The following is a 14,643-nucleotide window of genomic DNA, read 5'->3' on the forward strand; positions in this document are numbered from 1 at the left end:
CGGCCCAGCGGGACCGCTTCCGGGTCCAGGGGCTGACGGTCGCTTATGCGGTGGGCCACCAAAGGGAGAGCGCGGTGCCGCCGAGGAAGCGGGACCGATCGGCGGGGGAGAGGCGGCGGGCGGCGCCCCGGCCGAGGTCGAGCATCGCCGGATACGTCGAACCGGTGGTCTGCGGATGATCCGAACCCCACGCCAGGCGCGCCGCGCCGAACGTGTCCGCCAATCGGTCCACCAGGTCGGCCGGATCACCCGCCTCCGCCGCGACGCGCAACACATGCGAGGTCACCTTGACCCATACGGCCCGCAGCGCGGCCAGCGCGAACAGCGGCCCCGCCGCGCGAAAAGGCGTGCCGCCGGACAGGTCCGCGAAGCCGCAGTGGTCCAGGGCCACGGGGACGTCCGGATGCCGGGCCGCCAACGCGCCCAAGCGGTCCAGGGCGTCGGGGAACAGGACCGGGACGACGGTCAGCCCGAGGTCGCCGGCCACCGCCCACACCTCGTCCGCCCGACCGTCGTCGAGCCACCGCGGCGGCGCGCCCGAGACGCCGAACATCCGCACACCGCGCAGCAGTCCGCCACATGACCCGGCCAACTCGACCAGGGCCGCGCCCGGATCGGGCCCGTCCGGGTCCACCGAGCCGACCAACGCGAGGCGTTCCGGATCCGCCCGCACGCTGTCCCGCGCATAAGCGCAGTCGTGCCCGTACGCGCCGACCGCCTGCACGATCACCGCCCGCGCCACCCCGGCGGATTCCAGGACCGTCGCCAGCGCGTCCGCCCCCACGTCGTCCGCGCGAAACCAGGCGCTGCCGACGCCGGTGGGCGACAGCGGATAGCGCCGCCGGTCCGCCGAGGCGATGTGTACATGTGCGTCGACGATCACCGGCTGCTCCGCTCGTCCCGACCGACCCGTGTCCCTGGATGTTCGAATATTCGACCACTATTGATTGCTTTTTCGAACACGATTATGGTCCGAGCGCCCGCCACCCCCGTCGAAGGGTTCGGCCATGACCCCCACCGCCGATCCGGACGCCGCCGCCGCTCCCGAGCCGATCGTGCTCGCCGACGAATCGCCCGAGGCCCTGTACGCGCTGCCGGCCGAACGCGGCTGGGGCGACGGCCTTCCCGTCGTCGCGCCGACGCCGGCCCGGGTGCACACGATGCCGGCCGGGTACGACGGCGACCCGGACGAGGTGATCGGCGTGCTCCCGCCACGGCTCGGCGAGGCCACCCCGCGCGTGCCGGCGGTCAACGCGGTGTTGGCCGGCTGCTCACCCGAACTGCTGCCGCTCCTGGTGGCCGCCGTGCGCGGGATCACGGCGGACGAGTTCAACCTGCGCGGCGTCAACTCGACCACCCACCCCGTCTCGATCATGGTCGTGGTCCACGGCGAGGCGGTGCGCCGCTGCGGATTCAACGCCGGGACCGGGACGGCGGGACCGGGCAATCGGGCCAACGCCACCCTCGGGCGGGCGCTGCGACTGGTGCTGCTGCACGTGGCGGGCGGCACCCCGCACGGCCTCGGCGACGCGGGTCTGGGCGACGCGGCCACACACGGGCAACCGGCCAAGTACGGCTTCTGCTTCGCCGAACACGACGCGGCCAGTCCGTGGCCGACGTACCCGCGCAGCCTGGGCCTGACCGCGCCGAGCGCGGTGACGGTGGCGGGGATGGAGAACCCGCACAACGTGCACGACATGGAGACGCGCGACGACCCGGCGCCGATCCTGGCCAAGGCCGCCTCGGTGATGGCCACGCTCGGCACCAACAACGCCGTCGTCTCCAGTGCCGAGTACTTCGTGGTGCTCGGCCCCGAACACGCGGCCACGCTCGCCGCGGCCGGGTGGGCCCGCCGGGACGTTCAGGCATACCTGTTCGAGAAGGCCCGGCGTCCGGCCCGCGAGTTCCGGGCGCACTTCGACGCGACGTTGTGGCGGCCCTGGATGCGCGCACTCGCGGACGACGACCTCCAGCCGATGACGGACAGCGCGGACAATATCCGGGCCCTGGTGGCCGGCGGCCCGGGCAAACACTCGATGGTGATTCCGAGTTGGGGCCTGACCCGGAGCGTGACGGTCCCGGTCGACTGACCCGCCGGCCGGGACACCGACCCGCGCCACCCGAACGGCCGCCTCCATCCAGGGAGTCCACCCATGGCAACCCCCACCCCGACCCCCATCACAATCCTCGACCCGACCGGCCGGGTCGGTGCCCCCACCGCCCGACTCGCCCCCGCGCCGGCCGTACTCACCGGCAAACGCATCGCGGTCCTGGACAACCTCAAGCCACACGCCGGACGGATCATGGGCACCATCGCCCACGCCCTGGCCGCCCGCACCGGCGCGACCGTGGTGTTGGAAATCGCCAAGGTCAGCGCGGCGCTCCCGGCCGAGCCGGAACTGGTGGCCCGGCTGCGAGCGGAGGCCGACGTGGTGCTGACCGGATCCGCCGACTGCGGCTCGTGCACGTCGTGGAGCGCCCACGACACGGTCGAGCTCGAACGCCTGGGGCTGCCCACGCTGTTGCTCGTCACCGAGGGCTTCACCGAGATCGCCCATCACATCTGCGCGCTCTACGGCCTGCCCCAGGCCCGGATCCTGACCGTACGCGGGCCCCTCGGCGGCTCCACCGACGCGGAACTGGCCGCCATGGCCGGCGAGGCGATCGAACAGGCCCTACACCTGGCCACCACCGGCTGACCGAGGAGGGTGATACCCATGCAACCGTCCGACTCGGCGGTGGCGGACGCGCTCGCGCCGTTGGGCGCGATGTTGGCGGCGGACGACTTCGGGCTGCTGATCGCGCGGCCCGCCGAGGACACCGTCACGTTGACCGTCACGGCCGGCCCGTCCGCCTGCCCGACGTGCCTGGTGCCCAAGGACGTTGCCCGACGGATGGCGCGCCGAGAGCTGGACGCGCTGGCGCGACGGGACTGGACGATCGAGATCGGCTACCCGAACGATGCCCAAGACGCGGCGGGGCCGAGTGGCCCGAGTGGGTCGGGTGGCCCGAGTGGGTCGAGCCGCCCGATCGGACCCTGAGCCCGGTTCGCGTCGCCGAATCGTGGTGACGCGAACCGGGCCCGGTGCCGATCAGGCTTCCTGGCGCGCGGGTTCGGGCCGGGCCGCGTCGCCTTCCTCCGCCGCTTCGGCGAGTGCCGGCTCGGGGGCGGCGCCGGCCGCGTCCGCCGCCGGACCGCGCCGCAGCACCAGACCGACCGCGCCGACCACCAGGGCGATCGCGATCAGATAGCCGAACGTGCCCTGGAAGGCCGGGACGACCGTGTGCGCCTCGGAGCGGTTCTGCAGGACCAGCGCGGCGATCGCGATGCCGAGCGTGCCGCCGATCTGGTTGCTCAGGTACACCGCTGCCGTGGCACTGGGCACCGACTCGGGCGCCACCGAGCCGAACACCGACGACATCGCGGGCGCCCCGACGAAGCCGAGCCCCGCTCCCGTCACCACCGAATAGCCCACGAGCAACGCGGTGTTGGTGCCGCCGTCGGCCGTACTGAAGCCCAGGATGCCCAGCGCGGCCAACACCCCGCCGAACGGGATCAGCGCCCGGGCACCGACCTTGTCGAACAGCTGCCCGGCGATCGGCATGCCGATCCACACCCCGACCCCCTGCGGCACCAGCAGCAGACCGGCCGCCATCACGCCCCGGTCCCGGGCCAGTTGGTAGTAGAGCGGGATCAGGAACAGCAGCGAGAAGAGCAGGATGCCGGTCAGGAACACCGCGCCGATGCCGCCGGCGAAGCCGCGGATCCGGAACAGCCGTACGTCGATCAACGGGTGCTCGGCGCGCAGCGCGTGCAGGACGTAGCCGGCGATCAGCGCTACACCCGCGATCAGCGCCGCGAGCACGCGCGGTGCCCCGAAGCCGCTGTCGCCCGCGGCCTGGGAGAGGCCGTAGACGACCACCGCGAATCCCGGGCACAGCAGCGCGATGCCCCGGGCGTCCAGCGGCGGCGGGTCGCCCTCGCGCGGCGGGTCGGCGGGGATCTGCCGGTACGCCAGCGCCAGGGCGACCAGGCCGATCGGCAGGTTGATGATGAACATCCAGCGCCAGTCGACGTGTTCGAGCAGCACACCACCGAGCACCGGGCCCAGGATCGGACCGAGGGTGACCACCGCGCCGACGATGCCGATCATCTTTCCGGCCCGCTTGGGTCCGGCGGCGACGGCCAGCATGGTCAGCAGGGTCGGCTCCAGGGCGCCGACGCCGACACCCTGGATCACCCGGAAGGCGATCAGGCTGCCCGCGTTCCAGGCGAGGGCGGACAGCGCGGAGCCGGCGAGGAAGACGATCAGGCCGGTCAGCCAGACGGTTTTGCCGCCGAAGCGGCCCGCCGCCCAACCGGCCAGCGGCACGGTCGCGGCGAGGGCCAACAGGTAGCCGGTGGCCACCCATTCGATGGTTTCCAGCGGTGCGTCGAAGTGGGCGCCGAGGGTGTCGATGCCGACGTTGACGATCGTGGTGTCGAGGATGCCCATCACGCCGCCGAGCAGCATCACCAGCATCAGGCGCAGGAGTGGTCCGTCGATCTTGGTCTCTGGATCGGGGGGTGCGGCGGGCATGTACGCCTCCAAGTTACCGATGAGATCAGTTAACTAAACTCGCGAGTAAAAATTAACAGCACGTCTGGTAACGTCGCAACATGGTCGAGGAAACGAGACGGTCGACGACCCCGCCACCCGCCGCCCCCGCCGCCACCCGCGGCCGGATCGACAAGCGGCGGGCGATCCTGGCCGCCGCCGAGGCGGTGTTCACGCGCGAGGGCTACACACTCGCCGGGATCGACGCGATCGCCGCCGAGGCGGGCGTGTCCAAGCCGACCATCTACAACCACCTCGGCGGCAAGGAGAACCTCTTCCGCACCGTCGTGGTCGAGGCCGCGATCGAATCCAGCGGCCGGATCCTGACCGCCCTGGAGGCGTTCCCGACCGACGCCGAGGAACTGCATCCGCGCCTGACCGCGATCGCGCATCGCGTGGTGCAGTGCCAGGCCGGCGAGAAGGGCTGGGCGTTGCAGCGCCTGGTGTACGCCGAGGCGGCACGCTTCCCGGACCTGTACGACACGATCCGCGAGGGCGGCACGGTCCGGATCGTCGACGCCCTGGCCGGTCGACTGGCCCGGCTCGCGCACGGCGGACACCTGGACATCGACGACCCGGTCACCGCCGCGAACCAGTTCCTCGCGCTGATCTCCGGCGACCTGCCCACGCTCACCGCGCTCGGCACCCGGCCCGTGGACGACGCGGCCCTGCATCGCGCGGTGACCGCCGGGGTGACCACGTTCCTGCGCGCGTTCACCCCGCGCGCGGAACCCGCCGGCCCACCCGCGTCCGTCGCCGGGGCGGGCACCCGCGCGTCCGCCCCGGTCACGGCACCGCCCCGCCGCTGAGCACCCGCCCGGCCGTACGCTTCGCCGGTCCCGGCGCGGCGTCTCGTGCCGCGCCGTCGACGGGTCCGGGCGGACGCGGTATCGCCGCCAGCAACTCCCGGGTGTAGGGCGCCTCGGGCCGGGTGAACACCCGCTCGGCGTCCCCGCTCTCCACCACCCGGCCGTCCTTCATCACCAGGATGCGATCGCTGACGTGCCGGATCACGCCCAGGTCGTGCGAGATGAACAGCAGCGCCAGGCCCAGTTCGGCCCGCAGGTCGGCGAGCAGGTCGAGGATCTGCGCCTGGATGGACACATCCAGCGCGGAGACCGGCTCGTCGCAGACGATCAACTCGGGCGAGGGCGCCAACGCGCGAGCGATCGCCACGCGTTGCCGCTGACCGCCGGACATGTCGCGCGGCCGACGTGCGAGCAGGTCCGTGGACAGGCCCACCAGATCGAGCAGTTCGGCCACCCGGGCCCGATGCGCGGCGCGGGTGGGGCGCAGCCGCCCGCCCGGCAGCCCGGCGGCGGCGACCGCTTCGCCGAGGATGCGGGCCACCGAGTACCGGGGGTCGAACGAGCCGAGCGGATCCTGTTGCACCGCCTGGATCCGGCCGCGCGAGGCCCTTCGCGCGGACTCCGGCAGCGTGCTCCACGGGGCGTCCCGGAAACGCACGGCCCCCGTGTCGGGGCGCTCCCACCCCAATACGATCCGCGCGGCCGTGGTCTTGCCGGAGCCGGACTCGCCGACCACCCCGAGGGTTTCGCCGGCACGAACGGCGAACGACACGTCGCGGACCGCGTGGTGCCGGGTCCCGTCCGGGCCGCGGAAACTCTTGCCGATGCCGGTCACGTCGAGCAGGACGTCGCCGACCGGGGGCGCGGGTGGGGTCGCCGGCCGGGTGGGGCCGACCGGCGCGGACAGCCGGGTGCCCTTGGCCCGACCGGTCGGCACCGCCGCGAGCAACGCCCGGGTGTACGAATGCTCCGGCTCGGCCAAGACCTGCTCGGTGGGCCCGTGTTCGACGACGCGACCCGCGTACATCACCGCGACCCGGTCGGCCAGCCGGGCCACCGCCGCCAGGTCGTGGCTGATCATCAGCACCGACGTGCCCTCGTCCCGGAGCCGGCCGAGCAGTGTGAGGACCTGGGCCTGCACGGTCACGTCGAGCGCGGTGGTCGGCTCGTCGGCGAGCAGCAGTTCCGGCCCTGCGGCCAGCGCCGAGGCGATCAGCGCACGTTGACGCAGGCCGCCGGAGAGCTGGTGCGGATACTGCCGGGCCCGCCGGGCCGGATCCGGGATGCCGACGTCGGTGAGCAGTTCGAGCACTCGGGCACCGACCTGCCCGCGCGGCAACACGGCATGCGTCCGCAGTGCCTCGGCGACCTCGGCACCGACGGTGCGCAGCGGATCGAGCGAGACCAGCGCGTCCTGGAGCACCAGACCGATCCGCTGCCCGCGCAGCGCACGCCACCGCTTCTCGGACAACGCGGTCAGGTCGGTGCCGTCGAAGGACAGCCGACGGGCCGTCACCCGGGCGCCGCCGCCGGTGAGTCCGACCAGGGTGCGGGCGGTGACACTCTTCCCGGAGCCGGATTCGCCCACCACGGCCAGGCATTCGCCCCGGTCGAGGGTGAACGACACGTCCCGCACCACCGGTTCGCGGCCGGGGAAGGCGACGTCGAGCCCATCCACGACCAGGAGGGGCGTGGCCGAGGCCGAGTGCGAGTTCGAGGTGGGGGCGAGGTCGGTCGTCGTCGGGGAGTCCTCGGTGTGCGTGCTCATCGGGCAGTCCCTCCGGCGAAGCGGGCGCGGGCGTGTCGTCCGGCCACGTTCACCGCGATCACCGCGCAGGTCACGGCGGCGCCGGGGAACACCCCGATCCACCACGCGGTCTCCAGGAAGCCGCGCCCCTCGGAGAGCATCGCGCCCCACTCGGGGGACGGCGGTTGGGCGCCCAGGCCCAGGAAGCTGAGCCCGGACGCGTAGATCAGCGAGGTGCCGAAGCCGACCGTGCCGAGCACCAGGAGCGGCCCGATCGCGTTCGGCAACACGTGCCGGACGATCAGCACCCCGCGACGCAGGCCGAGGCCGGCCGCTGCCTCCACATAGCCCGATCGGCGCACCACCAGCGCCTCCGCGCGGACCAGCCGCGCATAGCCGGGCATGGCCGCCACCGCCACCGCGATCATCACGTCGACCGTGCCGCGCCCGAGCAGGGTGACCACGAACAGCGCGAGCAACAACTCGGGCAGCGAGAGCATGATGTCGGCCAGCCGCATCCCCACCTGATCGGCGACCCGCCCGCCCAGGGCCGAGGCCAGTCCCCACAGCGTGCCGCCGATCAGCGCGAACACGGTGGCGCCCAGGCCGAGCAGCAGCGAGGGGCGGGCGCCGTGCAGCACCCGTGCGAATACGTCCCGGCCGAGCTGGTCGGTGCCGAACCAGTGGTCGGCGCCGGGCCCTTGGAGCGCGGCGAGCGGGTCGGTCCCGATCGGCGAGGTGTCGGTGAACCACCCCGGGGCGAGGCCGATCAGCGCGAACAGCACGAGGACGGAGAGTGCGCACGCCACGCCGGGGCCGACTCGGCCGCGTCGCCGGATCCGTACCGGCCGCACGCTCTCGATCGTTGCCTGGGCCATCGGGTCACCCCTTCCGCAGCCGTGGATCGATGACGAGGTAGAGCAGATCGGTGACCTGCGAGATCACCACGAACACCAGGGCGGCGAGCAAAACGACGCCCATCACCACCGGCATGTCCTTGGTGTTCACCGATTGCAGGGTCAGCGCGCCGATCCCGGGTCGGGCGAAGACCTTCTCGACCAGTACGGTGCCGCCGAGCAGGGTGCCGGTCAGCCAGCCCGACAGGGTCAGCAGCGGAATCGCCGCGTGCCGGAACGCGTGCCGCACGCGCACCGCGATCCGGCTCAGCCCGCGCGCTCGTGCGGTGACCACGAACGGCTCGGCCAGCGCCGTCTCCAGGCCCTCGCGCAACACCTGGGCCAACACCCCCGCGATCGGCAGCGCGAGTGTCACGGCCGGCAGCACCAGGGTCTGTACACCCTCGGTGCCGGCCACCGGGAACCACTGGAGCCGGAACGAGAACACGGTGAGCAACACGATGCCCAGCCAGAACGACGGCGTGGAGACCGCGACCAACTCCCACGCGCTCAACGCCGCACGCAGCCCGGACCGGCGCCCGGCGGTGGTGATCGCCGAGACCACGGCGATCGCCACCGCCAACCCGAGGGCTGCCGAGGCCAGTTCGAGGGTCGGTTGGAACTGCTCGCCGATCAGCGCGGAGACGGGTTGCTGGAGCTGATAGGACTCGCCGAGTCGGCCGTGCAGCAACTCGCCCAGATAGTGCAGGTATTGCCGAAAGACCGGTTCGTCGAAGCCGTAGTCGGCGCGGATCTGCGCCCGTACGGCGGGCGACGCGGTGGTCTGCGGGCCCAGGAGCGTGGCCACCGGATCGCCCGGCAGCAGCTTGAGCCCGACGAAGGCGAGCGTCGCCGCGCCCAGCAGTACGGAGGCGACGGCCACCAGCCGGGCGCCGATCGCGCGCAGCGGCCGCAGAGCGCCAGGCGGGCCCGGCGGATCGGCGGACGACGCGGCCTCGGCCGGGGCGGACGCGTCGACCGGGGTCGGCGCGTCCGCCATCGTCGGTGGGGAACTCATCGCCGCGTGCTCCACACGTCGTGGAACAGCGGCCAGGCGTTCGGGTCCAGGCGCAGTCCGTTGACGTGCTTGCCGGTGGCGAAGATCGTGGTGGCCGCGTAGAGCGGGACCACCGCCGCGTGTTCGATCACCCAGCCCTGGGTCTGCGCGTACAGCCGGTCGCGGGTGGGCCGGTCCAGCGTCGCCGCCGCCGCGTCGGTCCACTGGTCGATCTGCGGATTGCTCAGCCAGGCCGCGTTTTGCCCACCGGTGCTGGGCAGGTTCGCCGAGTTGAAGTACAGCCGCAGCACGTCCGGTTCGAAGCGGGCCCAGCTCATGTCCAGCACGTCGTACTTGCCCGCGTAGGCGTTCGTGGTGAACGCGCCCAGGTCCAGGGCCGGCCGCTGCACCTCGACGCCGATCTTCTTCAGGTCCGACTGCACGGCCTGGGCCAGGATGTCGCGCTGTTCGCGCACCGCGGCGGGCGCGCTGGGCCACTGCACGCTCAAACGTTTGCCGTCGCGGGTCCGGTATCCGTCGCCGTCCCGGCCCGTCCACCCGGCCTCGTCCAGCAACCGGCCCGCCAGCGCGGGGTCGTACGGCCAGGAGTTCTCCAGCGCCTTGTCGTAGCCGGGCGTGGCCGGCCCCAACGGGCCCCAGGCCCGCCGGTATTGGTCGAAGTAGATGGACTGGACGTTCGGCCCGATGTTGATCGCGCGCTGTACGGCCCGCCGCACCCGTTCGTCGTCGAAGGGTGCCCGGGTGGTGTTCAGGAACAGGCTGTAGACCGCGCCCGCGAAGTCGTGGCGCAGCACCCGTACGTCCGAACGCCCCTCCAGGCCCTTGACGTTGACCGGCGGAATCGACCCGGCGATGTCCACCTGGCCGCCGGAGAACGCGCCGACCCGGACCGAGTCCTCGGTCAGGAACCGGAACGTCAGCTTGTCCAGGTAGGCGGTGCCCTGGTGCTTGGCGCCGGCCGGTGCCCAGTTGTACGCGGGGTTGTTCTCCAGGGTCAGACTCTGGCCCTTGGTGTGCGCGGCGAAGCGGAACGGACCGGTGCCCACCAGTTGTGGTCCGCCCGCGCACAGCTTGTCGCCGTTGGCGGCGAGCGTCTGCGGCGAGTAGAAGCCCAGGTAGGCGGTGCTCGCGGCCTGGAGGAAGGGGGCGAACGGCTTGGTGAAGGAGATCTTCACCGTCGCCGGGTCGAGCACCTCGGTGCCGGCGTAGGGGCCGAGCAGACTCGCCGCGTATTGCGACTTGGTGGTCTTGGCCGCGATCCGGTCGAAGTTGACCTTGACCGCGTTCGCGTCGAACGTGGTGCCGTCAGTGAACTTCACATCGGTGCGCAGCTTGAACGTGTAGCCGGTCAGGTCCGGCGCGACCTCCCACGAAGTGGCCAACCAGGGCTGGAAGTTGCCCTGATCGTCTTCGGCGACCAGCGAGTCGAACACGTTGCGCTGGATGGACGCGGTGATGTCCTGGGGGCTGACGTGGATGTCGAAGCACGTGGGCTCGGTGTTGATCGCCACCGTCACCGAGCCGCCCTTGACCGGCGGTCCCGCCGCCGGCTCTGCCGCGTTCGGTCCCGTCTTCGCGGTGGAGGAACAGGCCGACAGGACGAACGCGGCGGCCAGGGCCGCACCGACGATTCTGGGTAGGCGTGGTCGGATGACGCGCATGGTCGAGTCCTGTCGAGAGTCGGGGATGCCACGAAGCGGCGCAGAGCGGGGCGAACACCGGCCCCGGCCCTGAGGAAACTAGTCGCGCCGTCGGGACGCCCAGCACCCCTAGCGGACCCCTACCGACCCTTGCGCGTGCGGACGGGGCGATCCTCGCGTCCGCATGTCGCCTTTCTTTCGCGAGACCTTCGTGTTGACGCGACGCGGGCAGATTTCTAGACTGCCGGTCAGCTATGGAGCGAAAGTCCGAATCACCGATTCCGGACTCTTCCACTTCTTTTTCGGAGACGGCCGTGCAGGGGACCCGTGGAGCGAGCGCCTGGCGCCTCGCGCTGGTGTCCCGCCTCGATGTGGACCTCGCCCGCATGTCCAGCGGGCTGTGTCGCTGAATCCTCCGTGACTCGATCGGGGTCGGATCGACCCCACCCCGACGGCCGAGGTCGCCTCGGCGCGTCGGCAGGCCCGGCGGCCCCCGCGGATCGGGCCCGATAACACCTGTTTCGGCCGTCGTGTGCCGACGAGCCGCCGAACCGGGATATTCCGCGACGCCGCGGCCCCGACGTGTCCCCGGCGTGCGCAAATGTTAATCAGAGGCAATAGCTAATTCAACAAGCGGAAACACTTGGATTTCCGCCGGGGGAGTGGCACGTGTTTTTCGTGGGGCGAACCGAGGAACTCAGCCGACTGGATACCGCCCGGGCCCGCTGCGCGACCGGGGTCGGCGGCGCGACCACTGTCTGCGGGCCCGTGGCGGTCGGCAAGACCGCGCTCCTGCACGCCTTCGCCGAGCGGCCCGCCGCCGACGAGGCGCTGTTCCTGCGTGCCATCGGTACCCCGATGGAGCAGGACTTTCCGCTCGGGGTGGTGCGCCAACTGCTCCAGTCGGTCCCGCTCGCCGACGAGGATCCGGCCCGGATCGACCGGCTCCTGGAGGACGGGGCCCATACCGCCGCCTTCGGCGGCACCGACGCGTTGGACGCCACCACGGTTCGGGCGGTGCACGAACTGTCGGCGGTGGTACTGACGTTGGCCGAGTCGCGGCCGGTCGTGGTGGTCGTGGACGACATCCAGCACGCCGACCCGGTGTCGTTGCAGTTCCTGGCCCACCTGATCCGGCGGATCCGCACCGCTCGGGTGCTGGTCCTGCTCGGCGAACGCGAGTACGCCGCAGCCCCCTCGGCGGCGTTCGCCGCCTTCTCCGCCGACGTCGAACGCCAGCCGCACCACGGGCGGATCCGACTCGGCCTGCTCGGCCGCGCCTCGGTCGGCGAACTGCTCGAACCCGCCGTCGGCCCGACCGCCGCCGCCCGGCTGACCGCCGATGTGCTCGAACTCACGGGCGGAAACCCGCTGTTGATCCGAGCCTTACTGGAGGACATGGGCGCGGGACAGCGCTCCGACAGTGCCCGGCGCCCGCTCCGGGCGACCGCGGCCGACGCCTACTGCCGAGCCCTGGTCGGCTGCCTGTACCGCCTGGACCCGGCCACCGTGGAGGTCGCGCGCGGCCTGGCCCTGCTCGGCGAGTCGGGTACGAGCGAGGGCCTGGCCGAACTGGTCGGCCTCGAACCCGCCACCGCCACCCGGGCGGCCCGCACCCTCAACGACGCCGGACTGGTCGCCTGCGGACGATTTCGCGACGATCGGGCCCGTGCGGCCGTGCTGAACACGATGACCCGGCCGGAGCGCGAACGTGGACACGGCCGGGCCGCGACGCTGCGACACATCGACGGCGCGCCGTCCGAGGCGGTGGCCAAACACCTCGCGGGCGCCGGGGAGTTCCGCGCGCCGTGGGCGGTGCGCACGCTGCGCGAGGCGGCCGAGGCGGTGGTCGCCGAGGGCGATCTGCGCCTCGCCGTCGACTACCTCAAGCTGGCCGAACGCATCGCCCCGGACGAATGCACCCGGGTGTCGATCAAGGCCTTCCTGATCGGACTGGAGTGGCTGGTCAACCCGGCCGCCGCCGCGCGACACGTGCCGTGGCTGGCCGCCGCAGTGCGCGACGGGCGGCTCAGCGGCCGGGACGCCCTGGCGTGCGTGCGCTACCTCGCCTGGTACGGCCGGCTCGAGGAGGCCAGGATCGTGATCGAGGCGGGTCGGCAATCGTGCGCGCCCGGCGAGTCGGCCGACTGGGTCACCGCCGCCGAGACCCGGGCCGCCCGGTTCTGGCTCAAGTACTGGTACCCGGCCGTCGACGCGGGCCTGCCGGAATACGGGACCGAGGTGTCCCCGCTGCCCGCGACCATCGGCCGGATCGAGGGATTGGACCTGCTCACCGACGTCCTGGCCGGCCGGCTCGACGCCGACCGGGTCTGCGACCGGGCCGAACGCATCCTGCGCGGCGCGCGCCTGGAGGACGCCACGGTGGAGTCGCTCACCTCCGCGCTGACCGCGTTGGTCTACGCCGACCGCGCCGCCGAGGCCCAGGAGTGGTGCGTCGCGCTGATCGAGCGGGCGGCCGGTCGGCGCAGCCCGATCGCCCACGCGCTGTTCTCGGCGGTGCTCGGCGAGATCACCGTGCGCCAGGGCGACCTGCTCGGCGCCGAGGAGAGCGCCGCGACCGCGCTGACCCGGATCGCCCCCGAGGGCTGGGGAGTGGCGGTAGGGGTTCCGCTGGCCGCCCGGATCGTCGCCGCGGTCGCGCGCGGTGACCGGGACCAGGCCGCCCGGCTGCTCGAACTCCCGGTCCCCGGGGCGATGTTCCACACCCCGGCCGGGTTGCACTACCTGCACGCCTGCGGGCGGTACAACCTGGCCACCGGCCGCGCCGACGCGGCGCTGCACGACTTCCTGTCCTGCGGCGAGCTGATGACGGCGTGGCGGATCGACCTGCCCGGCCTGGTGCCCTGGCGGGTCGAGGCGGCCCGGGCCCACGTGCACCTCGGCGACCACGACGCGGCCCGCGAGTTGTTGGCCGAACAGTTCGACCGGCTCGCGGACGAACCGTCGCGCACCCGGGGGCTCGCGCTCGGCGTGCAGGCGTCCGTGGTCGAACTGCGGCGCCGCCCGGCGCTGTTGTGGGAGGCGATCCGCGAACTCCAGGCCTGCGGCGACCGCTTCGAATTGTCCCTGGTGTTCGCCCAACTCGGCAACGCCTACCGCGAACTGGGCGACTTCGGCCGGGCCCGACGGGCGGCCCGACGTGCTCGACACCTGTCCGAGGTGTGCCGGGCCGAGCTGCCGCACACCCTGTCGCGTACCGACCGGCTGGCCGCCGTACCCGACCGGGACGGTGCGATATCGCGCCTGCGCGGCACGACACCCGAGCCGGCGCCGATCCACGAACCCGCGACGAACCGCGAGGCGGACCGGATCGCCGAACGCCCCGGGCGGCCCGAACACCGCGAAACGGCGCGTATCCCGCTGCCGGCCGTGTCCCCGAGCGCCTCGCCGGGCGCCTCCCCGGGCGCCGACGAGCAGCCCGGCGCGGGCCTGAGCGACGCCGAACGCCGCGTCGCGGCGCTGGCCGCCCAGGGCCAGACCAACCGGGAGATCTCCCGCCGGCTGTTCATCACGGTCAGCACCGTCGAACAACACCTGACCCGGGTGTACCGCAAGCTCGGGGTGGCCCGCCGGCTGGACCTGCCGCCCTGGCTGGAGGAGGAGATCGCGGGCTGAAGCGACCCCGATCGGGGAGCACGACCGAGGGCCGCCGCGCCGGATGCGCGGCGGTCCCAGCGCGTGTCTTCAGGCCCCCGCCGAGCTCCACGACGCCCGGCGCCGCACCTCGCCGCCCCGGAGAAACAGGCGAATAGAACCACTATGCACCTGCTTCTCCGGCGCGCCGACGCACGGCACCGAACGCCGCGGAGCCCGACGGGGGCCTGAAGACACGCGCTGGGCATGCCCCGACAGGGGTCGCTTCGGACCCCTTCCGCTATGGGGTCGGTAGGGGATCGACAGGGGTATTCGGGCGG

At 72.7% G+C, this 14,643-nt stretch carries 11 protein-coding genes; 5 read left to right on the plus strand and 6 right to left on the minus strand.

The features are described 5' to 3' along the window. Positions 1-43: 43 nt before the first annotated feature. Positions 44-883, minus strand: coding sequence for an amidohydrolase family protein (locus ACMXN5_RS26560; RefSeq protein WP_439677329.1), 840 nt, complete (start codon positions 881-883; stop codon positions 44-46). 124 nt (positions 884-1,007) lie between these two features. Here ACMXN5_RS26560 and ACMXN5_RS26565 point away from each other — a divergent pair, with 124 nt between their 5' ends. From ACMXN5_RS26565 to ACMXN5_RS26575, 3 genes are all read left to right on the plus strand, one after another. Beyond that, positions 1,008-2,090: a hypothetical protein gene (locus ACMXN5_RS26565; RefSeq protein ID WP_439677330.1), complete on the plus strand. Its 1,083-nt coding sequence runs from the start codon at positions 1,008-1,010 to the stop codon at positions 2,088-2,090. 63 nt (positions 2,091-2,153) lie between these two features. Further along, positions 2,154-2,699 carry a UGSC family (seleno)protein gene (locus tag ACMXN5_RS26570; RefSeq protein WP_439677331.1) on the plus strand — a complete coding sequence of 182 codons (546 nt, stop codon included), beginning with the start codon at positions 2,154-2,156 and terminating at the stop codon, positions 2,697-2,699. Positions 2,700-2,717: 18 nt separating this feature from the next. Next, the gene (locus ACMXN5_RS26575) at positions 2,718-3,041 is read left to right on the plus strand and encodes a hypothetical protein (protein ID WP_439677332.1); all 324 of its coding nucleotides are present in this window, start codon (positions 2,718-2,720) and stop codon (positions 3,039-3,041) included. 51 nt (positions 3,042-3,092) lie between these two features. Here ACMXN5_RS26575 and ACMXN5_RS26580 read toward each other — a convergent pair whose 3' ends face one another. Continuing rightward, complete coding sequence (locus tag ACMXN5_RS26580; protein WP_439677333.1) at positions 3,093-4,580, minus strand: DHA2 family efflux MFS transporter permease subunit; 1,488 nt, start codon at positions 4,578-4,580, stop codon at positions 3,093-3,095. A gap of 80 nt (positions 4,581-4,660) precedes the next feature. Between ACMXN5_RS26580 and ACMXN5_RS26585 the strand changes: the two genes are divergently transcribed. Further along, on the plus strand, positions 4,661-5,407 hold the full coding sequence (locus ACMXN5_RS26585) for a TetR/AcrR family transcriptional regulator (RefSeq protein WP_439677334.1): 747 nt from the start codon (positions 4,661-4,663) through the stop codon (positions 5,405-5,407). Here the strand turns inward: ACMXN5_RS26585 and ACMXN5_RS26590 are convergent. The 4 genes from ACMXN5_RS26590 to ACMXN5_RS26605 are packed head-to-tail and all read right to left on the minus strand — an operon-like array spanning position 5,385 to position 10,729. Further along, a complete protein-coding gene (locus ACMXN5_RS26590) occupies positions 5,385-7,175 on the minus strand; it encodes a dipeptide ABC transporter ATP-binding protein (protein WP_439677335.1) in 1,791 nt (596 codons plus the stop codon). The genes ACMXN5_RS26585 and ACMXN5_RS26590 overlap by 23 nt on opposite strands. Further along, positions 7,172-8,032, minus strand: coding sequence for an ABC transporter permease (locus tag ACMXN5_RS26595; RefSeq protein ID WP_439677336.1), 861 nt, complete (start codon positions 8,030-8,032; stop codon positions 7,172-7,174). The genes ACMXN5_RS26590 and ACMXN5_RS26595 overlap by 4 nt, the downstream gene beginning before the upstream one ends. 4 nt (positions 8,033-8,036) lie before the next feature. Continuing rightward, on the minus strand, positions 8,037-9,068 hold the full coding sequence (locus ACMXN5_RS26600) for an ABC transporter permease (protein WP_439677337.1): 1,032 nt from the start codon (positions 9,066-9,068) through the stop codon (positions 8,037-8,039). Continuing rightward, on the minus strand, positions 9,065-10,729 hold the full coding sequence (locus ACMXN5_RS26605; protein ID WP_439677338.1) for an ABC transporter substrate-binding protein: 1,665 nt from the start codon (positions 10,727-10,729) through the stop codon (positions 9,065-9,067). Before ACMXN5_RS26605 ends, ACMXN5_RS26600 begins: the two co-directional genes overlap by 4 nt. A gap of 648 nt (positions 10,730-11,377) precedes the next feature. On the opposite strand from ACMXN5_RS26605, the gene ACMXN5_RS26610 reads away from it, so the two are divergent. Continuing rightward, the gene (locus ACMXN5_RS26610; protein WP_439677339.1) at positions 11,378-14,344 is read left to right on the plus strand and encodes a helix-turn-helix transcriptional regulator; all 2,967 of its coding nucleotides are present in this window, start codon (positions 11,378-11,380) and stop codon (positions 14,342-14,344) included. The last annotated feature ends 299 nt before the right edge of the window (positions 14,345-14,643 follow it).

Source organism: Embleya australiensis (assembly GCF_051903075.1).
In the GTDB taxonomy this organism is placed as follows: domain Bacteria; phylum Actinomycetota; class Actinomycetes; order Streptomycetales; family Streptomycetaceae; genus Embleya.